Genomic DNA, 22,889 nt, shown 5'->3' on the forward strand with positions numbered 1-22,889 from the left:
TTACACCAGCGCCAGCGCGCCGACGATCGCCCCGCATAACGCCACCAGCCCACCGGTTAGCCACAGCGCTTTAGCCGGAAACGCCTTACGCAACATAATCAGCGACGGCACGCTCACCGCCGGCAACGTAATCAGCAGCGCCAGCGCCGGCGCGGTGCCCATTCCAGCCAGCAGCATCGTCTGCACAATCGGGATTTCCGCCGCCGTCGGGATAACGAACAGGCAACCGGCTATCGCCATTGCGATCACCCAGAACAGCGTGTTATCGACCGCGCCCTCGGCGTGCGGGAACAGCCAGACCCGCGCCGCGCCCAGTACCAGCACCGCGAGGATGTAAACCGGGATCGTACTCCAGAACAGCGACCACAGCGCGCGTAGCCAGCGGCTGATAAAACTGCCCTCATCGCGCTGCAGTTGGCTAACGTCTTCTGCCGCTACCGGCTGCGTCGCCGCCTCTTTTACCCATTTTTGCACCAGCGTCGCCACCACCAGCACCGTCGCCAGCCCGGCCACCAGCCGGATCAGAGCAAACTGCCAGCCGAGCACGAAACCCATAAAGACCAGCGTTGCCGGGTTCAGCAGCGGGTTGCCCATCCAGAACGCCAGCGCTCCGCCCATCGACACCTGCTGTTTACGCATACCGGCGGCGACCGGCGCGGCGCAGCAGGTACACATCATCCCCGGCAGCGAAAAAATCGCTCCCAGCAACGTGCCCTGAAAACGAGATTGCCCAAGCGTCCTCTGCAGCCAGTCGCGCGGGATCAACACCTGAATAAGCGAACCAAGCAGCACGCCGAGCACCGCCGCTTTCCAGACCGCGAGGAAATAAACCATCGCGTAATCCCATGCCGCCTGCAACGGGTTTACATCAGCCTGCGCGAGAATAGATTTACCGATACTGTGGGTTTCGGCGGCCGTAAAGGCTTTACCGTAATACGGCTGCCATTTGACGTACCACAGACCAACGATAACGACGAGAAAGAACAGCGCGGGTTTCCACCATTGAAATGGTGATGCCGCCTGAGATGAAGACTGACCAGCCATAGCATTCCCCAGGGAGAAGTGATAACAAATAAGGAGGTGAATACTACGCCTGCCGTCCAAATTTGAAAATGGTTAATCCGCCTGCCGGGCAGCGCGCTCCCGTAGCTGAGACGAGGTCAGGATTTGGACGCCTTCATGGCTCGGCGCCAGCGCCTCCGCGAGCAGGGCAGTCGCTACATCGCGGGCCTGAATAGCTTTCCAGTCTCCAGGCAGAAAACGAAATAGCGGTGCAAAGAGCGTTTCATTGGCGCGTTTATGCTCCCGATCCCCCAGCAACATCGAAGGACGGGCAATGGTCAGCCGCGGCCAGTCCTGCGCCATCAGCGCCTCTTCCATTTCTCCTTTCACGCGGTTATAGAAGAAGGGCGAATGCGCATTAGCGCCCATCGCGCTGACCACCAGCATATGTTGCGCTCCGAGACGCTTCCCGACCAGCGCCGTATCTACCACCAGCGTATAGTCAGCATGCACAAACGCTTCTTTACTCCCCGCTTCCCGGCGCGTGGTGCCCAGGCAGCAGAAAACGATATCGACAGGATCAACCACCTGCGCCAGTGCATCGGTCAACTGCGGATCGTGTGGATTGAATACCCCCTCCGCCACAGCAAGGGGACGGCGCGTTGGCGCAGTAATCGCGCTAATGCCCGGCTCATTCTGTAGCAGGCGAAGTAAGTGCCCACCAACCAAACCAGTCGCGCCGGTTAGTAATACCTGACTCATCGAATCTCCTTTGCAGAATTGTCTGCCTTGCACTTTGCCCCACATGTTCCAGGCTTAATAGCTTACGAGGTAAGTATCCACCATCATCATGGAAATGCCTCATTCACTGCCAAAAGATCGGAGGAAGAATGAGTAAAAAGATTGCCGTACTAATCACCGACGACTTCGAAGATTCTGAATTCACCTCACCTGCCGAGGCCTTTAAACTTGCCGGGCATCAGGTCGTGACGATTGAGAAACAGGCAGGAAAAACGGTAAAAGGGAAACAAGGCGAGGCTGAAGTGGCGATCGACAAAGCAATAGATGACGTGACGCCGGCGCAGTTTGACGCGTTGTTGCTGCCTGGCGGCTATTCACCGGACCAGTTGCGGGGTGATGAGCGCTTCGTCACTTTTACTCGCGACTTCGTGAATAGCGGTAAGCCGGTCTTTGCCATCTGCCACGGCCCGCAGCTACTCATCAGCGCAGATGTCATTCGCGGGCGTAAACTCACGGCGGTTAAACCTATCGTGGTCGACGTAAAAAACGCCGGCGGTGAGTTTTACGATCAGGAAGTGGTGCTTGATAACGATCAGTTAGTCACCAGCCGAACCCCAGACGATCTGCCGGCGTTCAATCGCGAGGCGCTACGCCTGCTCGGGGCTTGAGTCGCGCAGCCAATATAGCTTTTTGCCAAAACCCAGCGTGTTGTCGGTAAATTTAAGCTCGTCGGGACGGATCTCCCACACCGGCGCCGACAGCATGCGGGCGACCGGGAAGCGCTTGACGTAGCGCTTGCGCATTTCAGCCTCTTCGTCACCGTGAAGGCGGCGGATCTCACCCTTAAACTGCACGCCGCGGATCAAGGCAACGGTCTTTGGCTGGCCGTTAACCGTCCCGGCAACCTTCGCGTGTTCGCCGGTCATCTGGCCGTGGCGGGTTTTTTCGTCGCTCAGCAGATAAAAGGCGACGTTATCCGGGTCGTAAACGTAAAACGCATTGGCGCACCACAGCTCGTCATCACGCGCGACGCACCAGGTGATGACGTGCTGTTTACCCAGCCAGCGGCTAATCGCGGCAAGCGTATCCATCTTTATTCTCCATTATGCTATGGTGCACACACCCTAACAGACTGACGTTATTACCGTGTGCTGGTTTCTCTATCTTATTCGAACCGCTGATAACCGCCTGTATACCGGCATTACCACCGATGTTCCGCGCCGCTTTCTTCAGCATCAGGAAGGCAAAGGAGCGAAAGCGCTGCGCGGCAAAGGCGAACTGGCGCTGGCGTTTAGTCAGAAAGTTGGTGACCACTCACTCGCTCTGCGGCTGGAGTATCGCATCAAGCAGCTAACGAAGCGCCAGAAAGAGCGCCTCGTTGCCGGGGATGGTTCGTTCGAGACCCTGCTGGAGGGGCTCAGAAGCGATTGAAATGATCGCTGTACTCGACCAGACCGTGTACGCCCTGCAGCGCGTCATCCGCCAGACGGTGCACCTGGAAGGCTTCAGCGGTGTCCGGCCAACGGCAGCGTAAATCGAACGCGGCGGCGGGTTCAAAGCCCAAACGGCCATACAGCGCCGGTTCGCCCAGCGTGACCACCGCGGCGTAGCCAAACTCATTTAATGAATCCAGCCCTTCGTAGACCAGCTGTCGGCCGATACCCTGGCCGCGATAGCTTTCATCTACCGCCAATGGCGCCAGACCTACCCACTGTAGCTCTTCGCCTTCGACGGTGACCGGGCTAAAGGCAACGTAGCCCACCACCTGGCCTTCATCGTCAGTGGCGACTAAGCCCAGCGTGATCAAACCATCTTCACGCAGATCGTGCACCAGCTTCGCTTCCGCGTCGCTGCCGAACGTACGGCGCAGCAGCGCGTCGATACCCGGCGCATCAATCCCAATTTCCACTCGAATCAGCATGCCTCACCTACCGATGTCTGTTCAGGTTTCTGCGGGCTCTTCAGGCCTGCTTCGACAAAATCCGCCATCTGCAGCAGCATGACGCGCAGTGCTTTCGGCATCTGCTCCAGCTCGATGGCATCCATCAGGTTCTTCACGTATAGACCCAGCTCGGTATCACCTTCAATCACCAGACGACGCTGGAAGAATAGCGTATCCGGATCCTGTTTACGCGCGGCAATCATCAGCAGATCGCTGGCATCGGCGCTAAAGCTGACGTCGGCGTCAGCCTGCTGGCTAACCACCAGACGACCGTCGACTACCGAGGTATACCACAGCAGGCCAATATCGCGCACATTAATACTTAACCAGCGACCTTCGAGAAACTCCAGTTCTCCATCCGCCAGCGCCTGGCGAAATTGCCAGCTCAATACTTGTTCCAGCACCTGGCGCTTGAGGGCAAAAGGCGCCAGCTTAACCGGCACGCTCATTAAAGACGGGCCAAAACGGACCAGCCGGGAACGCAGTTCATCCAACACAAGCTTCACTCCATGCATGCAATAGTTTCGCTATTGTGCCATATCAAATAAACGACATAGCGGCGTAAATCAACAAAATCGCGATGATGGCCGCCAGCTATTGAGCCCACCAATACGCTTTTAACTGCCTCAAATCAAAAATTGTCACCAGAAGGTTAACTAAAATCCCAGCTCGTTAACCATTTTGCGTCCCTGACCGGCCGCGTTTTTCAGGAAAAATTATGGAGCTGCTCTGCCCCGCCGGTAACCTCCCGGCACTTAAGGCGGCCATCGAAAACGGCGCCGATGCCGTCTATATCGGGCTGAAAGATGACACCAATGCCCGCCACTTTGCCGGCCTTAATTTCACCGAAAAGAAATTACAGGAAGCCGTCAGCTTTGTGCACCAGCATCGCCGCAAGCTACATATCGCGATTAACACCTTCGCCCATCCCGACGGTTATGCCCGTTGGCAGCGTGCTGTGGATATGGCCGCGCAATTGGGCGCCGACGCGCTCATCCTCGCCGATATCGCCATGCTGGAGTACGCTGCGGAACGCTATCCGCACATTGAACGTCACGTTTCAGTACAGGCGTCCGCCACTAACGAAGAGGCGGTACGTTTTTATCACCGTAACTTTGACGTTGCCCGCGTCGTACTACCGCGGGTGTTATCCATTCACCAGGTGAAACAGTTAGCGCGCGCCACGCCGGTTCCACTGGAAGTCTTCGCCTTCGGTAGCTTATGCATCATGGCGGAAGGCCGCTGCTATCTCTCGTCGTATCTCACCGGCGAATCGCCAAATACCGTCGGCGCCTGTTCGCCCGCGCGCTTCGTCCGCTGGCAGCAAACGCCGCAGGGGCTGGAGTCACGCCTTAACGAAGTGCTGATCGATCGTTATCAGGATGGCGAGAATGCCGGTTATCCGACGCTGTGCAAAGGCCGCTACCTGGTCGACGGCGAGCGCTACCACGCGCTGGAAGAACCCACCAGCCTCAACACCCTGGAACTGTTGCCAGAACTGATGGCCGCCAATATCGCTTCGGTAAAAATTGAAGGCCGCCAGCGCAGCCCGGCATACGTCACCCAGGTAGCGAAAGTCTGGCGTCAGGCGATCGATCGCTGTAAAGCCGATCCGCAGAACTTCGTGCCGCAATCTGCATGGATGGAAACCCTTGGTTCGATGTCCGAAGGAACGCAAACCACCCTTGGCGCCTATCACCGAAAATGGCAGTGAGAAACATGAAATATTCATTAGGGCCGGTGCTGTACTACTGGCCAAAAGAGACGCTGGCAGATTTTTACCAGCAGGCGGCAAACTGTAGCGCTGACACCATTTATCTGGGCGAAGCGGTATGCAGCAAACGCCGCGCCACTAAAGTCGGCGATTGGATCGAAATGGCGAAAGCGCTGGCCGGCAGCGGCAAGCAGGTGGTGCTCTCCACCCTCGCGCTGGTGCAGGCCTCATCCGAACTGGGCGAGCTGAAGCGCTATGTCGAGAACGGCGAATTCCTGATTGAAGCCAGCGACCTCGGCGTGGTCAATCTCTGTGCCGAACGCAAGTTGCCCTTCGTCGCGGGTCATGCGCTGAACTGCTACAACGCCGTCACCCTGCGCCTGCTGCTGAAGCAGGGTATGACGCGCTGGTGCATGCCGGTGGAGCTTTCCCGCGACTGGCTGGCTAATTTACTGACCCAGTGCGAAGAGCTGGGTATTCGCAACCAGTTTGAAGTCGAAGTGCTGAGCTACGGCCATCTGCCGCTGGCCTATTCCGCGCGCTGCTTTACCGCCCGCTCGGAAGACCGGCCAAAAGACGAATGCGAAACCTGCTGCATCAAGTACCCAACCGGGCGCAGCATGCTGTCGCAGGAGAACCAGCAGGTGTTTGTGCTTAACGGCATTCAGACGATGAGCGGCTACGTCTATAACCTTGGCAACGAGTTAACCTCGATGCACGGTCTGGTGGATATGGTGCGCCTGTCGCCGATGGGTAGCGAGACCTTCGCCATGCTCGACGCCTTCCGCGCCAATGAAAATGGCGCTGCGCCGCTGGATCTCACCGCTAACAGCGATTGCAATGGCTACTGGAAACGGCTGGCCGGGCTGGAGCTGCAGGCGTAAGGTGAAGTGTAAAAGCTCACTTTGTTAACAACGGTTATTAATTTTTAATGCACTATTAAAAGATTCACCGTCGACAAAGTGAGCTGTTATGACTGATAAAACCATTCCGTTCTCGGTGCTCGATCTGGCGCCGATCCCGCAGGGATCTTCTGCTAAAGAAGCCTTTTCCCATTCTCTCGCTCTCGCCCAACTGGCGGAATCCCGCGGCTACCACCGTTACTGGCTGGCGGAGCATCATAATATGGTGGGTATTGCCAGCGCGGCGACCTCGGTGTTGATTGGCTATCTTGCCGCCAATACCACCACCCTGCATCTGGGATCCGGAGGCGTAATGTTGCCAAACCATTCGCCGCTGGTGATCGCCGAACAGTTCGGCACCCTGAATACGCTGTATCCCGGACGTATCGATCTCGGCCTTGGCCGCGCGCCGGGCAGCGATCAGCCGACCATGCGCGCGCTGCGTCGCCATATGAGCGGCGATGTCGATAATTTCCCGCGCGATGTGGCGGAGTTGGTGGACTGGTTTGACGCCCGCGAGGCTAATCCGCAGGTGCGCCCGGTTCCCGGCTATGGCGAACGAATTCCGGTGTGGCTGCTGGGCTCAAGCCTGTACAGCGCGCAGCTGGCGGCGCAGCTTGGTCTGCCGTTTGCCTTCGCCTCTCACTTCGCGCCGGACATGCTATTCCAGGCGCTGCATCTGTACCGCAGCAACTTCAAACCTTCGGCGCGGCTCGAAAAACCGTACGCGATGGTATGTATCAATATTATCGCCGCCGATAGTAATCGCGATGCGGAGTTCCTCTTTACCTCGATGCAGCAGGCCTTCGTTAAACTGCGCCGCGGTGAAACCGGGCAGTTGCCGCCGCCGGTGGAAAATATGCATCAACTGTGGTCAGCGTCCGAGCAGTATGGTGTACAGCAGGCATTGAGCATGTCGCTGGTTGGCGATAAGACCAAAGTTCGCCATGGGTTAGCGTCGATTCTTCGCGAAACGGAAGCGGACGAAATCATGGTCAACGGCCAGATCTTCGACCACCAGGCACGCCTGCATTCGTTTGATTTAGCGATGCAGGTGAAAGAGGAATTGTTAGGTTAGCGACGTGGTAAGCCCGGTGCGCGTCACGCCACCGGGCAATGCGGTTATTGATAAACCGGCAACAGATTAAAGCTCGACAGGAAATGCACCACCGCGTTGCCGAGCCCGAACAGCAGGATCAGCGCAATCATCGGTTTTCCGCCCCAAACACGGAACTGTGGGCTGCCGAAGCGTTTACGCGAAGCGCGAGCCAGCAGCGCCGGCACAATCGCCGCCCATACCGTAGCCGCCAGGCCGGCATAGCCGATGGCGTAAAGGAAACCATCTGGTTTCACCAGCCCACCGATCATCGGCGGGATAAAGGTCAACAGCGCGGTTTTAAAGCGTCCCATCGCGCTATCGTCAAAGCCAAACAGATCAGCGAGATAATCGAACAGCCCCAGCGTCACGCCGAGGAAGGAACTGGCGACGGCAAAGTTGGAGAACACCACCAGCAGCAGATCCAGACCGCGGCTATTCAGCACGCCGCTCAGCGCCTGCACCAGCACATCAATGTTGCCGCCCTTCTGGGCGATACCGATAAACTGCGGACGAGGGATATTCCCCATCGTCACCAGCAGCCAGACCACATACAGACCCAGCGCCAGTAGCGTACCGTAAATCAGACAGCGGGTAATGGTGCGCGGATCCTTACCATAATATTTCATCAGGCTCGGCACGTTACCGTGATAGCCAAACGAGGCCAGGCAGAACGGCAGCGTCATCAGCAGGTATGGCGCATAGGAGGCATTCTTCTCCACGACGTTAAACAGCGTCGTCGGCTCAACGTGCCCCAACAGGCTGCCGAAGGTCAGGAAGAAGGTAATCACCTTAGCGCCCAGTACGATAGCCGTCATGCGGCTCACCGCTTTCGTGCTCATCCAGACGATAAAGGCCACCAGCAGCGCAAAGCCGAAGCCCGCAGCGCGCGCCGGTACGTTCAGCGACATTTCACTGAAGGTGTGGTGCAGGATCGAACCGCTCGCAGAAATATAGGCGTAGGTCAGGATATACAGCACAAAGGCGATCGACACGCCGTTCACCAGGTTCCAGCCTTTGCCGAGCAGGTCTTTGGTAATGGTGTCGAAGCTGGAGCCAATCCGGTAGTTAAGGTTGGCTTCCAGAATCATCAAACCGGAGTGCAGCATGCAGAACCAGGTAAAAACCAGCGCCGCCAGCGACCAGAAAAACCACGCGCCGGACATGACCACCGGCAGCGAGAACATGCCCGCGCCAATAATTGTGCCGCCGATAATCACCACGCCGCCAAATAAAGACGGTCGGGTGGCCGTAGTGGTTAGTGTCGCCATTTGCCGAAATCTCCAGTCGAAAATACTTCGCTCACGTTGAGCATGACGCACTGTACCAGTACACGAGTACAAAAGAAATAAAAAAAGCCCCAATCATGACGATCGGGGCTGTATTATTTACTTTACGCTAAGGGATTGCGCTTATTACGCATCGCCACCGAAACGACGACGACCCGCGGAATCATCACGGCGCGGCGCGGAAGCATCGTCACGACGCGGCGCGCGGCCGCCTTCACGACGTTCGCCGCTGAAACGACGACCTTCACCACGACCGCCTTCACGACGTTCGCCACCGAAGCTACGACCGCCTTCACGACGCTCGCCGCCGAAGCCACGACCGCCTTCACGACGCTCGCCGCCGCCACGACGTTCGGTGCGCGGCTGCGCATCGCCCAGCAGCTGCATGTTCATCGGCTTGTTCAGGATGCGGGTACGAGTAAAGTGCTGCAGCACTTCGCCCGGCATACCTTTCGGCAATTCGATGGTGGAGTGAGAACCGAACAGCTTAATGTTGCCGATGTAGCGGCTGCTGATGTCGCCTTCGTTAGCGATCGCGCCAACGATATGACGAACTTCAACGCCGTCATCACGGCCCACTTCAATGCGGTACAGTTCCATTTCACCCACGTCACGACGCTCACGCTTCGGACGATCTTCACGATCGCCACGCGGGCCGCGGTCATTACGGTCGCCACGACGTTCGAAACGGTCATCACGATCGCGGAATTCACGACGCGGACGCATCGGCGCATCCGGCGGAACGATCAGAGAACGTTCGCCCTGGGCCATTTTCAGCAGCGCAGCGGCCAGCGTTTCCACGTCCAGCTCTTCGCCTTCCGCGGTCGGCTGGATTTTCGCCAGCAGCGCACGGTACTGGTCCAGATCGCTGCTTTCCAGCTGCTGCTGAACTTTAGCGGCGAATTTCTCCAGACGACGTTTGCCCAGCAGTTCTGCGTTCGGCAGTTCTACTTCAGGGATCGTCAGCTTCATCGTACGTTCGATGTTACGCAGCAGGCGACGCTCACGGTTCTCAACGAACAGCAGCGCGCGACCCGCACGACCCGCACGACCGGTACGGCCGATACGGTGAACGTAAGATTCGGAATCCATCGGGATGTCATAGTTAACAACCAGGCTGATACGCTCAACGTCCAGGCCACGGGCCGCAACGTCGGTGGCGATCAAGATATCCAGACGACCGTCTTTCAGGCGCTCCAGAGTCTGCTCACGCAGCGCCTGGTTCATATCGCCGTTCAGCGCGGCGCTGTTATAGCCGCTACGCTCCAGCGCTTCTGCCACTTCCAGGGTCGCGTTTTTGGTACGCACGAAGATAATCGCCGCATCAAAGTCTTCCGCTTCCAGGAAACGCACCAGCGCTTCGTTTTTACGCATGCCGTAAGCAGTCCAGTAGCTCTGGCTGATGTCCGGGCGCGTGGTGACGCTGGACTGAATGCGCACTTCCTGCGGCTCTTTCATGAAGCGGCGGGTAATGCGACGAATCGCTTCCGGCATCGTGGCGGAGAACAGAGCGGTCTGATGACCTTCCGGGATCTGCGCCATGATAGTTTCTACGTCTTCGATAAAGCCCATGCGCAGCATTTCATCTGCTTCGTCCAGTACCAGACCGCTCAGTTTAGAGAGATCCAGCGTACCGCGCTTCAGGTGGTCCAGCAGACGACCCGGGGTACCGACAACGATCTGCGGCCCCTGACGCAGGGCGCGCAGCTGCACGTCATAACGCTGGCCGCCGTACAGGGCAACCACGTTTACGCCGCGCATATGTTTAGAGAATTCCGTCATTGCTTCAGCAACCTGTACCGCCAGTTCGCGGGTCGGCGCCAGCACCAGAATCTGCGGTGCTCTCAGCTCAGGATCGATGTTGTTCAGCAGCGGTAAAGAGAACGCTGCGGTCTTACCACTACCGGTCTGGGCCATACCCAGAACGTCGCGGCCGTCCAGCAGATGCGGAATGCACTCAGCCTGGATCGGAGATGGTTTTTCGTAACCCAGATCGTTAAGCGCTTCAAGGATAGGAGCCTTCAGGCCCAGATCTGCAAAAGTGGTTTCGAATTCAGCCATGTAGTACGTGTGCCTCAAAATTAATGGCGGCCAGTCTACATAACTCATCGTGAAAATTTAGAGTAATTTTCATTGAAAAGTGTGAACCGGCTCAAAGTAGGTGTATTAACGAACAACAACGCCCTCACCCGCGAAGGTGATGGCAATCAAAAAAAGGGCTGATGTGTGTTCGTCAGCTATTGCTGGTCCGATTCTGCCAGGTCATCTTGCTCCTGGCCCAAGAGCGATAATTCCAACAATGCGTATCGGTGCTCAACGTAGTTATGAACGTTGTTAGCGACCGCCAGTTTGAACAGTGCCGTAGCGCTGTCCTTGTCCCCCAGACTTAGGTAGTACTTACCTAAATAGAAGTTGGTTTCACTGAGATGCTCAGCGAGCGAGGTGTTATCCGTTGCGTCTGCCTTCAGACGGGTCATCAGCTCTTTTTCGCTAATGTCGCCAAGGTAGAACTCGACAATGTTCCATCCCCATTGCTCTTTGTCCGACTTGTTGAAGCGCTGTTTCAGTGCTTCAAGCGCCTGCTTCTCATCAAGCTTACGCTCGGCGAGGTATAACCACAGACTGCGGAAAGGATCATTGGGATCGTCTTGATAAAACGCCAGCAGATCATCTTGCGCTAACTTAGCACGGCCACCGTAATACAGAGCGATGCCGCGGTTTAAGTGCGCGTAGTTGTAAGTTGGATCAAGCTCAAGTACAGAATCAAACGCTTCATAGGCAGCATCAAAATTGCCTGCCTGCGTTAAATAAATGCCTAAGTAATTGAATACTTCAGGCATATCGGGTCGGATTGCCAGCGCTTGTGAAAAATCATTTCGCGCTAATGCCCTCAGACCGAGACTATCATACAACACTCCGCGCTCATATAAAAGCTGTGCGCGTTCGTCATCGGTTAAAGCCCGACTGGCAAGAATTTGTTCCATGCGCGCCAGAATCACTTCTTGCTGCAAAGTCGGTTGCAATGGTACCGCGAGGACGGCGTCCTTACGCCAGGCAGAGTTGCTGCATCCTGCCAGCGTGAGAGCTGTCGCCACGAAACACCAGCGCAGAAAAGGCTTCATTTCCCACTCCCGAAGACAACGATTGGATGAACGTCCAGTTCCCCGGCTGCAAAAAGGCATCCTGCCCGGAATAGACCCTCCGCCGAAGCGGAGGGCAATCGGCAACCTTACTCGCCCTGCTCTGCGGCCGGAGCTTCCGGCGCGTTAGCTGGCTGAGCCTGCTCAGTTGCTTCTTTAATGCTCAGACGTACGCGGCCCTGACGGTCAACTTCCAGAACCTTAACCGGTACTTCCTGACCCATCTGCAGGTAATCAGTCACTTTCTCAACGCGCTTGTCAGCGATCTGAGAGATGTGAACCAGACCTTCTTTACCGCCGCCGATGGCAACGAATGCGCCAAAGTCAACGATACGGGTCACTTTACCATTGTAGATACGGCCAACTTCGATCTCAGCGGTGATCTCTTCGATACGGCGGATAGCGTGCTGAGCTTTGTCACCGTCGGTCGCTGCGATCTTCACGGTACCGTCATCTTCGATTTCGATGGTGGTGCCGGTTTCTTCGGTCAGGGCACGGATAACAGAACCGCCTTTACCGATAACGTCTTTGATCTTGTCCGGGTTGATCTTGATGGTGTGGATACGCGGTGCGAATTCGGAGATATCGCCGCGCGGCGCGTTAATCGCCTGTTCCATCACGCCCAGGATGTGCAGACGCGCACCTTTAGCCTGGTTCAGAGCAACCTGCATGATTTCTTTGGTGATACCTTCAATTTTAATATCCATCTGCAGCGCAGAGATACCGTCGCGAGAACCCGCAACTTTGAAGTCCATATCGCCAAGGTGGTCTTCGTCACCCAGAATGTCGGACAGTACGACGAAGTTATCGCCTTCTTTCACCAGACCCATTGCGATACCCGCAACGGCGGCTTTCACCGGCACGCCAGCGTCCATCAGCGCCAGAGATGCGCCACAGACGGAAGCCATGGAAGAAGAACCGTTGGATTCGGTGATTTCAGATACCACGCGAACGGTGTACGGGAATTCGTCGATTGTCGGCATTACGGCCAGAACGCCGCGCTTAGCCAGACGACCGTGACCGATTTCACGACGCTTCGGAGAACCAACCATGCCAGTTTCACCTACGGAGTACGGAGGGAAGTTGTAGTGGAACAGGAAGGAGTCCGTGCGCTCGCCCATCAGTTCGTCGATGTTCTGCGCGTCGCGTGCGGTACCCAGAGTCGCGGTAACCAGCGCCTGAGTTTCGCCACGGGTAAACAGTGCGGAACCGTGAGTACGCGGCAATACGCCGGTACGAACGTCCAGACCACGGATCATGTCTTTTTCGCGGCCATCGATACGCGGCTCGCCTGCCAGTACGCGGCTACGGACGACGTTTTTCTCGATAGCGTGCAGGATTTCACCCAGTTCGTTGGCGTCCAGGGTTTCATCTTCGGCAACCAGCGTCGCGATGGTTTCAGATTTGATCACGTCAACCTGAGCGTAACGCTCTTGTTTGTCGGTGATACGGTAAGCATCGCTCAGGCGGGATTCAGCCAGCGCAGCAACGCGCGCGTTCAGGGCGGCGTCAACCACTTCCGGCTGCCAGTCCCAACGCGGTTTACCGGCTTCTTTCACCAGGTCGTTGATGTTCTGAATAACAACCTGCTGCTGCTCGTGGCCAAAGACCACCGCGCCCAGCATCTGGTCTTCGCTCAGCAGTTCAGCTTCGGATTCAACCATCAGTACGGCCGCTTCGGTACCGGCAACCACCAGATCCAGTTTGCTGGATTTCAGCTCTTCCTGGGTTGGGTTCAGTACGTACTGGTCGTTGATGTAACCCACGCGAGCGGCGCCGATTGGGCCATTGAACGGAATACCGGACAGCGACAGCGCGGCGGATGCGCCGATCATCGCGACGATATCCGGGTTAACCTGCGGGTTAACGGAAACAACGGTCGCGATAACCTGAACTTCGTTAACGAAGCCTTCCGGGAACAGCGGACGAACCGGGCGGTCAATCAGACGCGCGATCAGGGTTTCGCCTTCGCTTGGACGGCCTTCACGACGGAAGAAGCCACCCGGGATTTTACCGGCAGCGTAAGTACGCTCCTGGTAGTTAACAGTCAGCGGGAAGAAGTCCTGGCCCGGTTTCGCTTTTTTCTGACCCACAACGGTAACGAATACCGCGGTGTCATCCATGCTAACCATCACAGCGGCCGTTGCCTGGCGCGCCATCATACCGGTTTCCAGGGTTACGGTGTGCTGGCCGTACTGGAATTTACGAACGATCGGATTAAGCAAAATTCTATCCTTTTATCTAAAAATGACGCCATATCTACGATATCGCGCCTGATGACCCGATCCTCTGCATCCTCGCGACTAATGACAACCTTTACCCGCCCCTGCGGATGAAGCCTCTCATTAGCCGCGCGAACCTCTGCATGAAGATCATTAATAGCAACAATACATGAGTTTTTAATGAATTGCTGCCGCCTGGTCGAAAAAAGGGGCCGTGAGGCCCCTTTTTCTGAAACTCGCAGAATTAGCGACGCAGACCCAGACGCTCGATCAGCGAAGAGTAACGTGCAACATCTTTACGTTTCAGGTAGTCGAGCAGTTTACGACGCTGAGAAACCATGCGCAGCAGACCACGACGGCTGTGGTGATCTTTTTTGTGCTCTGCAAAGTGACCCTGCAGGTGGTTGATCTGTGCAGTCAGCAGTGCAACCTGAACTTCAGTAGAACCGCTGTCGTTTGCGCCACGACCGAACTCAGAAACGATTTGTGCTTTAGCTTCAACGCTTAGAGACATTTTCAAACTCCAAAATTATAAGTAAAGAAAGGGTGCCGATCTCTAATTCAGCAACCCCTGATGCAACGCCCGAAAATGTTAAAACACTTTAGCGGACGTTAAGCGGCGATATTCTACTCGTAGCAGGCTTTTATCGCAACAAAAGCGCTTACTGTGGGTATTCCACCACCAGACGACGAGGCGCGACGCGGCCTTCATCGTCGATTTCGCCCATACCGAGGAACCTACCGGACTCGCTTTCCATCACTCGCACCAGCCCGTTCAGCGGCGCGCCTGACTGACGAACCGGGTTGCCGTTTTTAAAGTAGACCGCGGAAGTTTCCGGAATATGAACCAGCGGGTAATCCGACGCGGGGCTATCCATCGGCATCAGCAGCGGGTCAAGCAGTTGAGCGGCGGGAATATCCTCTGCCGCCGCCTGTTCGACCAGCGCCTGCAGTTGCTCCAGGGTCACCATCCGCTCGACCGGGTATTTGCTCACCGCCAGGCGACGCAGGAAAATCACGTGCGCGCCGCAGCCAAGCTTCTCGCCCAAATCATCGATAATCGTACGGATGTAGGTACCTTTCGAACAGTGGATCTCAAGCTCCAGTTCATCGCCTTCATGGCGAATAAACAGCAGCTCATAGACCGTAATCGGCCGGGCTTCACGCGGAACCTCAATGCCCTGACGAGCGTATTCGTACAGCTTTTTACCCTGATATTTCAGCGCCGAGTACATCGACGGCACCTGCTGAGTCTCGCCGCGGAAGCTATCCAGCGCCGCCGCCAGCTGTTCTTCGTTAAAGGTTAGCGGGCGTTCCTCCACCACCTGGCCATCGGCGTCGGAGGTATCCGTACGCTGACCAAGTTTGGCGATCACGCGATAACGCTTATCAGAATCCAGCAGATACTGGGAAAACTTAGTCGCTTCGCCAAGGCAGACCGGCAGCATACCGGTCGCCAGCGGATCCAGCGCGCCGGTATGGCCAGCGCGGTTGGCATTATAAATACGTTTTACTTTCTGCAGCACATCGTTGCTGGAGGCGCCCTGAGGCTTATCCAGCAGCAATACGCCGTGCACGTCGCGGCCGCGACGACGAGGACGACTCATTAGTCCTCCTTGCTGTCGTCCGGGTTCACACGACGCTCATCGTCGTGTTTCACCACGCTGGTAACCAGGTTGGACATGCGCATCCCTTCGACCAGCGAGTTGTCGTAGAAGAAAGTCAGTTCCGGCACGATGCGCAGGCGCATCGCTTTGCCCAGCAGAGAGCGGATAAAGCCAGAGGCTTCCTGCAGCGCTTTGATGCCCGCTTTCACCGCGGCTTCATCTTTGTCGTTGAGGAAGGTGACATACACTTTGGCATAGGCCAGGTCACGGGACATTTCCACGCCGGAAACGGTGGTCATCATGCCCAGACGCGGGTCTTTGATTTCACGCTGCAGGATGATGGCAATTTCTTTTTGCATCTCCTGGGCCACGCGCTGCGGGCGACCAAATTCTTTCGCCATAATAAATTCTCCAGAATAAAGACAAAAAAGGGGCCAAAAGCCCCTTTTTAAAATTATTGCCGGGTGGCGCTTCGCTTACCCGGCCTACGCTTAGCTATCTGACGATTAATCGATGCTACGCTGGATTTCGATGATTTCGAACACTTCGATCATATCGCCAACGCGAACGTCGTTGTAGTTCTTCACGCCGATACCACATTCCATGCCGTTACGGACTTCGTTAACGTCATCTTTGAAGCGGCGCAGGGATTCCAGCTCGCCTTCATAGATAACCACGTTGTCGCGCAGTACGCGGATTGGGTTGTGACGTTTAATCGTACCTTCGGTAACCATACAGCCCGCGATGGCGCCGAATTTCGGCGATTTGAAGACATCACGCACTTCAGCCAGACCAATGATCTGCTGTTTCAGTTCCGGAGACAGCATGCCGCTCATCGCCGCTTTCACTTCGTCGATCAGGTTATAGATGACGGAGTAGTAACGCAGATCCAGGCTTTCTGACTCGATAACTTTACGTGCGGAAGCATCGGCACGAACGTTGAAGCCAACCAGAATCGCGTTGGAAGCGGCAGCCAGGGTCGCGTCGGTTTCGGTGATACCACCTACGCCGGAACCGATGATCTTCACTTTCACTTCGTCGGTAGACAGTTTCAGCAAGGAATCGGAAATCGCTTCGACAGAACCCTGCACGTCCGCTTTCAGCACGATGTTCACTTCGTGAACTTCGCCTTCGGTCATGTTAGCGAACATGTTTTCCAGTTTAGATTTCTGCTGGCGAGCCAGTTTAACTTCACGGAATTTGCCCTGACGATACAGCGCAACTTCACGCGCTTTTTTCTCGTCACGAACGACGGTAACTTCATCACCCGCAGCCGGAACGCCAGACAGACCGAGGATTTCCACCGGAATGGACGGACCCGCTTCCAGCACTTCGCGACCCAGTTCGTCACGCATCGCACGTACGCGGCCATATTCAAAGCCACACAGTACGATATCGCCCTTGTGCAGAGTACCTTCGCGAACCAGAACGGTAGCTACCGGACCACGACCTTTATCCAGGAAGGATTCGATAACCGCACCGCTCGCCATACCGTTACGTACCGCTTTCAGTTCGAGAACTTCAGCCTGCAGCAGGATAGCGTTCAGCAGGTCGTCGATACCGGTACCAACTTTCGCCGATACTGGGATGAACTGCGCTTCGCCGCCCCACTCTTCCGGCATCACGCCGTACTGGGAGAGTTCGTTCTTCACGCGATCCATATCCGCTTCCGGCTTATCGATCTTGTTCACTGCAACCACTACCGGCACCTGCGCCGCTTTGGCGTGCTGGATAGCTTCCACAGTCTGCGGCATCACGCCGTCGTCTGCCGCCACCACCAGAACCACGATATCCGTCGCCTGCGCGCCACGAGCACGCATGGAGGTAAACGCGGCGTGGCCCGGGGTGTCCAGGAAGGTGATCATGCCGTTGTCAGTTTCTACGTGGTATGCGCCGATGTGCTGGGTAATACCACCCGCTTCGCCGGAGGCAACCTTAGTAGAACGAATGTAGTCCAGCAGAGAGGTTTTACCGTGGTCAACGTGACCCATGATGGTCACTACCGGTGCGCGCGGTTCAGCCGCAGCGCCGGTGTCACGGTCGCTCATTACTGCTTCTTCCAGCTCGTTTTCACGACGCAGGATAACTTTGTGGCCCATCTCTTCGGCAACCAGCTGAGCGGTTTCCTGGTCGATGACCTGGTTGATGGTCGCCATCGCGCCCAGTTTCATCATCGCTTTGATGACCTGAGAACCTTTGACCGCCATTTTGTTGGCCAGCTCGCCAACGGTGATGGTTTCGCCGATCACAACATCGCGGTTAACTGCCTGAGCCGGCTTCTGGAAGCCCTGCTGCAGAGAAGAACCTTTGCGATGTTTGCCGCCTTTACCGCCGCGAACGGCCGCACGGGCTTCTTCACGGTCAGCTTTCGATTCAGCGTGTTTGTTGCCTTTCTTCGCCGGGCGAGCAGCTTTGCTGTTACGGCCACGGCCGCGACCGCCTTCAACTTCACGATCGTTATCATCTTCAGCCTGACGCGCATGCTGAGACGTGGTTACGTGATAGTCGGTCGTTTCTTCTGGGGTTTCCGGAGTTTCACTCCAGTTTTTTTCATTTTCTTCAGCCATACGGCGTGCTTCTTCCGCTACACGGCGCGCTTCTTCTTCAAGTTTGCGGCGTGCTTCTTCTTCCGATTTGCGCTTCAGCTCCGCTGCTTCGTTCTCACGGCGGGTCTTTTCAGCCTGGGCGGTCTTGGTCATTTCGTCGGTATGTTGATTGCTCACTTTGTCTTTTTCCGCGGCTTCACGTTTCGCTTTTTCAGCGACTTCACGTTTAGCTTGTTCTGCGGCCTCACGTTCAGCTTTTAATTGCGCCTCGCGCTTAGCTGCTTCTTCAGCTTCACGACGGGCTTGCTCTTCCGCTTCACGCTGCGCCTGCTCTTCCGCGGCCAGGCGTTCAGCCTCTTGCGGATCGCGTTTCACAAAGGTGCGTTTCTTGCGGACTTCGATTTGTACCGATTTACTCTTTCCACCGGTACCTGGAATATTCAACGTGCTGCGCGTTTTACGCTGCAACGTCAGCTTGTCAGGCGCCGAGCCGTGTTCACGGTTCAGGTGCGTTAACAAGGTTTGCTTCTCTTGCGCGGTCACAGAATCATCAGCCGATTTGCGAATACCTGCATCAGCAAATTGCTGTATCAGGCGATCCACAGAGGTCTGAATTTCTGAGGCCAGCGCTTTAATAGTCACATCTGTCATGCTGTTCCTTCCTGCTACAGTTTATTACGCTTCGTCGCCGAACCAACAAATGTTGCGAGCAGCCATGATGAGTTCACCAGCTTTCTCGTCGGTCATACCTTCGATATCAGCCAGGTCATCAACGCCCTGTTCGGCGAGATCTTCCAGCGTACAAACACCACGGGCAGCCAGCTTAAACGCCAGAGCACGGTCCAAACCTTCCAGATTCAATAAATCGTCGGCAGGTTTGTTGTCTCCCAGGCTTTCTTCCTGAGCCAGCGCCAGTGTAGTCAGTGCGTTTTTCGCACGCTCACGAAGTGCTTCAACGGTCGCTTCATCAAGGCCGTCGATTTCCAGCAGTTCTTTCATCGGCACATAGGCCAGTTCTTCCAGCGAGGAGAAGCCCTCTTCAACCAGTACGGTTGCGAAATCTTCATCAATATCGAGATATTTGGTGAAGGTATCGATAGCGGCATGGGCTTCAGCCTGGTGCTTAGCCTGCAGGTCATCAACGGTCATGACGTTGAGTTCCCAGCCGCTGAGCTGCGATGCCAGGCGGACGTTCTGACCGTTACGGCCGATCGCCTGCGCCAGGTTGCCTGCTTCTACCGCGATGTCCATGGTGTGTTTATCTTCATCCACCACGATGGACGCGACGTCAGCCGGCGCCATGGCGTTAATCACGAACTGCGCCGGGTTATCATCCCACAGGACGATATCGATGCGCTCGCCGCCAAGCTCGGTAGAAACCGCCTGAACGCGCGCGCCGCGCATACCTACGCAAGCGCCAACCGGGTCGATACGCTTGTCATTGGTTTTCACGGCGATTTTCGCACGAGAACCCGGATCGCGGGCTGCGGCTTTGATTTCCAGCACTTCTTCGCCAATTTCCGGCACTTCAATGCGGAACAGTTCGACCAGCATCTCCGGTTTGGAGCGAGTCACGAACAGCTGCGCGCCGCGCGCTTCTGGACGAACGGCGTACAGCACGCCGCGAATACGGTCGCCCGGACGGAAGTTTTCACGCGGCAGCATATCTTCACGCAGGATCACGGCTTCAGCGTTGCTGCCCAGATCCAGAGTGATGTTGTCGCGGTTTACTTTTTTCACCACGCCGGTGATGATCTCACCTTCGTGCTCGCGGAACTGATCGACAACCATCGCGCGCTCAGCTTCACGTACTTTCTGTACGATAACCTGTTTAGCGGTCTGCGTGGTGATACGGTCGAAGGTGACAGATTCAATCTGATCTTCAACGTAGTCGCCGACGTTCATGCTTTCATCTTCGTAACGCGCGGCTTCCAGCGTGATCTCGCGAGTCGGTTGAGTGACCTCTTCAACCACCAGCCAGCGACGGAAGGTGTCGAAATCACCGCTTTTACGGTCGATTTCTACGCGAACGTCGATCTCTTGTTCGTATTTTTTCTTGGTCGCCGTTGCCAGAGCGCTTTCCAACGCTTCGAAAATCTTCTCGCGCGGCAGCGCTTTTTCGTTGGAAACGGCTTCAACAACAGCCAAAATTTCTTTGTTCATCGGGGCCTTTCACCTCAATCCAGACTGTTAAAAGTGGGGAACCAGGTTCGCCTTCTGGATGTTACTCAGCGCGAACACTTCATCTTTGCCTTCGACGGTTACCGTGATCATCTCACCGTCTACCGCTTTGATAATGCCCTGCCATTTACGACGGTTCTGTACCGCCATACGCAGCACCAGCGAAACTTCTTCACCGGTGAAACGTTGATAGTGTTCAGCAGTAAACATCGGACGGTCGAGACCAGGCGAAGAGACTTCCAGGTTGTAAGCGACGGTGATTGGATCTTCGACATCCATGACAGCACTGACCTGGTGGCTCACATCAGCACAATCATCAACATTGATGCCATCTTCACTATCAATATAGATGCGCAGTGTGGATGTGCGACCGCGAATAAATTCGATGCCGACCAGCTCAAAGCCAAGCGCTTCAACTGGCGCAGTGAGCATCTCTGTTAATTTTTGCTCTAATGTGGACAAACCCACCCCCAAGACATAAAAAAAGGGCGTATAGCCCAGTTATTCTGAAGTCAGATAACAAAAAACCCCGATAAATCGGGGCTTTAGATAACTGAACCCTGAGACCGCAATTGCGATCTGGAACACCTTCCAGAAGAATTCTTTCAAATCCGGCTACGAAGGACCTAGTCCTCACAGTATATTTGAAAAAGTACTTAATGGGAAAGTGGTTGCGGGGGCCGGATTTGAACCGACGACCTTCGGGTTATGAGCCCGACGAGCTACCAGGCTGCTCCACCCCGCGCCTGAAACGTGGCATATTTTACTCTTTCTGAGTAAAAGACGCAAATACTGCTGGGATTTGGTACCGAGGACGGGACATAAAATCGTGGTGAATTGTATCGATAAATCATATATTTTGTCAACATCCATTTTACACCACCCGCTTGCCGTTTATGCTGGCATTTCAGGCTTTTTTAGCAAAATCACCATCAGGCTCTTCCTGTCGCCAGCAAAAGATGATTAAATGAAAACTCACAATTAGTGCATAAAAATGCAAATTTGTTGTTGAGTCGAACTCACCACAGTCTATCTAGCAGGGTTTTATTTTATGACGACGATTCTTAAGCATCTCCCGGTTGGTCAACGTATTGGTATTGCTTTCTCCGGTGGGCTGGATACCAGCGCCGCCCTGCTGTGGATGCGTAAAAAAGGCGCGGTTCCTTATGCATATACCGCGAACCTGGGCCAGCCTGACGAAGACGACTACGAGGCCATTCCGCGTCGTGCGAAAGAGTATGGCGCTGAAGGCGCTCGTCTGATTGATTGCCGCAAACAACTGGTGGCGGAAGGCATCGCGGCGATTCAGTGCGGCGCATTCCATAACACCACCGGCGGCTTAACCTATTTCAACACCACGCCGCTGGGCCGAGCCGTGACCGGCACCATGCTGGTTGCCGCAATGAAAGAAGATGGCGTCAACATCTGGGGCGACGGTAGCACCTATAAAGGCAACGATATCGAGCGTTTTTATCGCTACGGCCTGCTGACCAATGCGGAACTTCAGATCTACAAGCCGTGGCTGGATAGCGATTTCATTGATGAACTGGGCGGCCGTCATGAAATGTCCGAGTTTATGATAGCCTGCGGCTTCGACTACAAAATGTCTGTCGAGAAAGCCTATTCCACCGATTCCAACATGCTGGGCGCGACGCACGAAGCAAAAGATCTCGAATTCCTTAATTCCAGCGTGAAAATCGTCAACCCGATTATGGGCGTGAAGTTCTGGGATGAAAGCGTAAAAATCGCCGCTGAAGAAGTGACCGTGCGTTTTGAACAGGGTCATCCGGTTGCGCTGAATGGCAAAACGTTCAGCGATGACGTCGAACTGATGCTGGAAGCTAACCGCATCGGCGGTCGCCACGGTCTGGGCATGAGCGATCAGATTGAAAACCGCATCATCGAAGCGAAAAGCCGTGGCATCTATGAAGCTCCGGGGATGGCACTGCTGCATATCGCCTACGAGCGACTGCTGACTGGTATCCACAACGAAGATACCATTGAGCAATATCATGCTCATGGCCGCCAGTTGGGTCGCCTGCTCTATCAGGGTCGCTGGTTCGATTCCCAGGCGCTGATGCTGCGCGATTCGCTGCAGCGTTGGGTCGCCAGTCAGATCACCGGCGAAGTGACTCTGGAACTGCGTCGCGGCAACGACTACTCAATCCTGAATACCGTTTCAGACAACCTGACCTATAAAGCAGAGCGTCTGACTATGGAAAAAGGCGATTCCATGTTTACCGCTGAAGATCGTATCGGCCAGCTGACCATGCGCAACCTGGACATTACCGATACCCGTGAGAAGCTATTCGGCTATGCCCAATCCGGGCTACTCAGCGCGTCTTCCGCCACCGGTCTGCCACAGGTTGAAAACCTGGAAAATCGCGATAAATAAACCGCGAAGCCAAACTCTCCAGCCGGCGCTAACCCGCCGGCTTTTTTATTTCCGCAATAAATCCTAAATAACAACTCTGCTTTATCGTTATAGTTTATGACATCACTATTTT

The 22,889-nt window shown here is 55.5% G+C and carries 22 protein-coding genes and 1 tRNA gene; 6 read left to right on the plus strand and 17 right to left on the minus strand.

The genetic code is table 11. The features are described 5' to 3' along the window. Positions 1–1,044 (minus strand): permease, encoded by a 1,044-nt coding sequence (locus ABLU78_RS16945; protein ID WP_048229546.1) that lies wholly within the window; start codon positions 1,042–1,044, stop codon positions 1–3. Positions 1,045–1,116: 72 nt separating this feature from the next. Further along, positions 1,117–1,764, minus strand: coding sequence for an NAD(P)H-binding protein (locus ABLU78_RS16950; protein WP_048229550.1), 648 nt, complete (start codon positions 1,762–1,764; stop codon positions 1,117–1,119). Between the two features lie 128 nt (positions 1,765–1,892). Here ABLU78_RS16950 and ABLU78_RS16955 point away from each other — a divergent pair, with 128 nt between their 5' ends. Beyond that, positions 1,893–2,411 (plus strand): type 1 glutamine amidotransferase domain-containing protein, encoded by a 519-nt coding sequence (locus ABLU78_RS16955; RefSeq protein WP_015703592.1) that lies wholly within the window; start codon positions 1,893–1,895, stop codon positions 2,409–2,411. Here the strand turns inward: ABLU78_RS16955 and ABLU78_RS16960 are convergent. Continuing rightward, positions 2,391–2,834, minus strand: coding sequence for a YhbP family protein (locus ABLU78_RS16960; RefSeq protein WP_015369539.1), 444 nt, complete (start codon positions 2,832–2,834; stop codon positions 2,391–2,393). The two genes, ABLU78_RS16955 and ABLU78_RS16960, sit on opposite strands and share 21 nt — an antisense overlap. A gap of 49 nt (positions 2,835–2,883) precedes the next feature. Here ABLU78_RS16960 and ABLU78_RS16965 point away from each other — a divergent pair, with 49 nt between their 5' ends. After that, the gene (locus tag ABLU78_RS16965; RefSeq protein ID WP_026612209.1) at positions 2,884–3,174 is read left to right on the plus strand and encodes a GIY-YIG nuclease family protein; all 291 of its coding nucleotides are present in this window, start codon (positions 2,884–2,886) and stop codon (positions 3,172–3,174) included. Here the strand turns inward: ABLU78_RS16965 and ABLU78_RS16970 are convergent. Next, positions 3,161–3,664, minus strand: a complete 504-nt coding sequence (locus ABLU78_RS16970; protein ID WP_015703593.1) for an N-acetyltransferase — start codon at positions 3,662–3,664, stop codon at positions 3,161–3,163. The genes ABLU78_RS16965 and ABLU78_RS16970 overlap by 14 nt on opposite strands. After that, a complete protein-coding gene (locus tag ABLU78_RS16975) occupies positions 3,658–4,182 on the minus strand; it encodes an SCP2 domain-containing protein (protein ID WP_015369536.1) in 525 nt (174 codons plus the stop codon). The genes ABLU78_RS16970 and ABLU78_RS16975 overlap by 7 nt, the downstream gene beginning before the upstream one ends. 221 nt (positions 4,183–4,403) lie before the next feature. Here ABLU78_RS16975 and ABLU78_RS16980 point away from each other — a divergent pair, with 221 nt between their 5' ends. From ABLU78_RS16980 to ABLU78_RS16990, 3 genes are all read left to right on the plus strand, one after another. Then, positions 4,404–5,399: a peptidase U32 family protein gene (locus ABLU78_RS16980; protein WP_045377933.1), complete on the plus strand. Its 996-nt coding sequence runs from the start codon at positions 4,404–4,406 to the stop codon at positions 5,397–5,399. 5 nt (positions 5,400–5,404) lie between these two features. Continuing rightward, the gene (locus tag ABLU78_RS16985; protein ID WP_048229796.1) at positions 5,405–6,283 is read left to right on the plus strand and encodes a U32 family peptidase; all 879 of its coding nucleotides are present in this window, start codon (positions 5,405–5,407) and stop codon (positions 6,281–6,283) included. An 88-nt stretch (positions 6,284–6,371) separates the two neighbouring features. Then, a complete protein-coding gene (locus ABLU78_RS16990; protein WP_015369533.1) occupies positions 6,372–7,379 on the plus strand; it encodes an LLM class flavin-dependent oxidoreductase in 1,008 nt (335 codons plus the stop codon). Between the two features lie 44 nt (positions 7,380–7,423). Here the strand turns inward: ABLU78_RS16990 and mtr are convergent, their stop codons facing one another. The 12 genes from mtr to ABLU78_RS17050 all read right to left on the minus strand — a co-directional run bounded on the left by mtr (position 7,424) and on the right by ABLU78_RS17050 (position 21,127). Further along, positions 7,424–8,668, minus strand: a complete 1,245-nt coding sequence (mtr, locus tag ABLU78_RS16995; protein WP_015369532.1) for a tryptophan permease — start codon at positions 8,666–8,668, stop codon at positions 7,424–7,426. 144 nt (positions 8,669–8,812) lie between these two features. Next, positions 8,813–10,747 carry a DEAD/DEAH family ATP-dependent RNA helicase gene (locus ABLU78_RS17000; RefSeq protein WP_015369531.1) on the minus strand — a complete coding sequence of 645 codons (1,935 nt, stop codon included), beginning with the start codon at positions 10,745–10,747 and terminating at the stop codon, positions 8,813–8,815. Further along, positions 10,740–10,820, minus strand: coding sequence for a protein YrbN (yrbN, locus tag ABLU78_RS17005; protein ID WP_086538083.1), 81 nt, complete (start codon positions 10,818–10,820; stop codon positions 10,740–10,742). Before yrbN ends, ABLU78_RS17000 begins: the two co-directional genes overlap by 8 nt. Before the next feature lie 103 nt (positions 10,821–10,923). Continuing rightward, complete coding sequence (gene nlpI, locus ABLU78_RS17010; RefSeq protein WP_020077841.1) at positions 10,924–11,808, minus strand: lipoprotein NlpI; 885 nt, start codon at positions 11,806–11,808, stop codon at positions 10,924–10,926. A 107-nt stretch (positions 11,809–11,915) separates the two neighbouring features. Next, the gene (pnp, locus tag ABLU78_RS17015) at positions 11,916–14,051 is read right to left on the minus strand and encodes a polyribonucleotide nucleotidyltransferase (RefSeq protein ID WP_015369529.1); all 2,136 of its coding nucleotides are present in this window, start codon (positions 14,049–14,051) and stop codon (positions 11,916–11,918) included. A 241-nt stretch (positions 14,052–14,292) separates the two neighbouring features. Beyond that, positions 14,293–14,562 (minus strand): 30S ribosomal protein S15, encoded by a 270-nt coding sequence (gene rpsO / locus ABLU78_RS17020; protein ID WP_015369527.1) that lies wholly within the window; start codon positions 14,560–14,562, stop codon positions 14,293–14,295. A 148-nt stretch (positions 14,563–14,710) separates the two neighbouring features. Further along, positions 14,711–15,655: a tRNA pseudouridine(55) synthase TruB gene (truB, locus tag ABLU78_RS17025; RefSeq protein WP_015703596.1), complete on the minus strand. Its 945-nt coding sequence runs from the start codon at positions 15,653–15,655 to the stop codon at positions 14,711–14,713. Then, entirely contained in the window at positions 15,655–16,056 is a 402-nt protein-coding gene (gene rbfA / locus ABLU78_RS17030; RefSeq protein ID WP_002918248.1) for a 30S ribosome-binding factor RbfA, read from the minus strand. Before rbfA ends, truB begins: the two co-directional genes overlap by 1 nt. Before the next feature lie 105 nt (positions 16,057–16,161). Next, positions 16,162–18,852 carry a translation initiation factor IF-2 gene (gene infB / locus ABLU78_RS17035; RefSeq protein ID WP_015369525.1) on the minus strand — a complete coding sequence of 897 codons (2,691 nt, stop codon included), beginning with the start codon at positions 18,850–18,852 and terminating at the stop codon, positions 16,162–16,164. 24 nt (positions 18,853–18,876) lie between these two features. Then, complete coding sequence (gene nusA, locus ABLU78_RS17040) at positions 18,877–20,364, minus strand: transcription termination factor NusA (RefSeq protein ID WP_015369524.1); 1,488 nt, start codon at positions 20,362–20,364, stop codon at positions 18,877–18,879. 27 nt (positions 20,365–20,391) lie between these two features. Beyond that, positions 20,392–20,844, minus strand: coding sequence for a ribosome maturation factor RimP (gene rimP, locus ABLU78_RS17045; protein WP_015703598.1), 453 nt, complete (start codon positions 20,842–20,844; stop codon positions 20,392–20,394). 206 nt (positions 20,845–21,050) lie between these two features. Further along, positions 21,051–21,127 (minus strand) — tRNA-Met (locus ABLU78_RS17050). Between the two features lie 306 nt (positions 21,128–21,433). On the opposite strand from ABLU78_RS17050, the gene argG reads away from it, so the two are divergent. Next, the gene (gene argG / locus ABLU78_RS17055; RefSeq protein WP_015369521.1) at positions 21,434–22,777 is read left to right on the plus strand and encodes an argininosuccinate synthase; all 1,344 of its coding nucleotides are present in this window, start codon (positions 21,434–21,436) and stop codon (positions 22,775–22,777) included. The last annotated feature ends 112 nt before the right edge of the window (positions 22,778–22,889 follow it).

The organism is Klebsiella sp. JN_Kp122, from assembly GCF_040062085.1.
Taxonomy (GTDB): Bacteria; Pseudomonadota; Gammaproteobacteria; order Enterobacterales; family Enterobacteriaceae; genus Klebsiella; species Klebsiella aerogenes.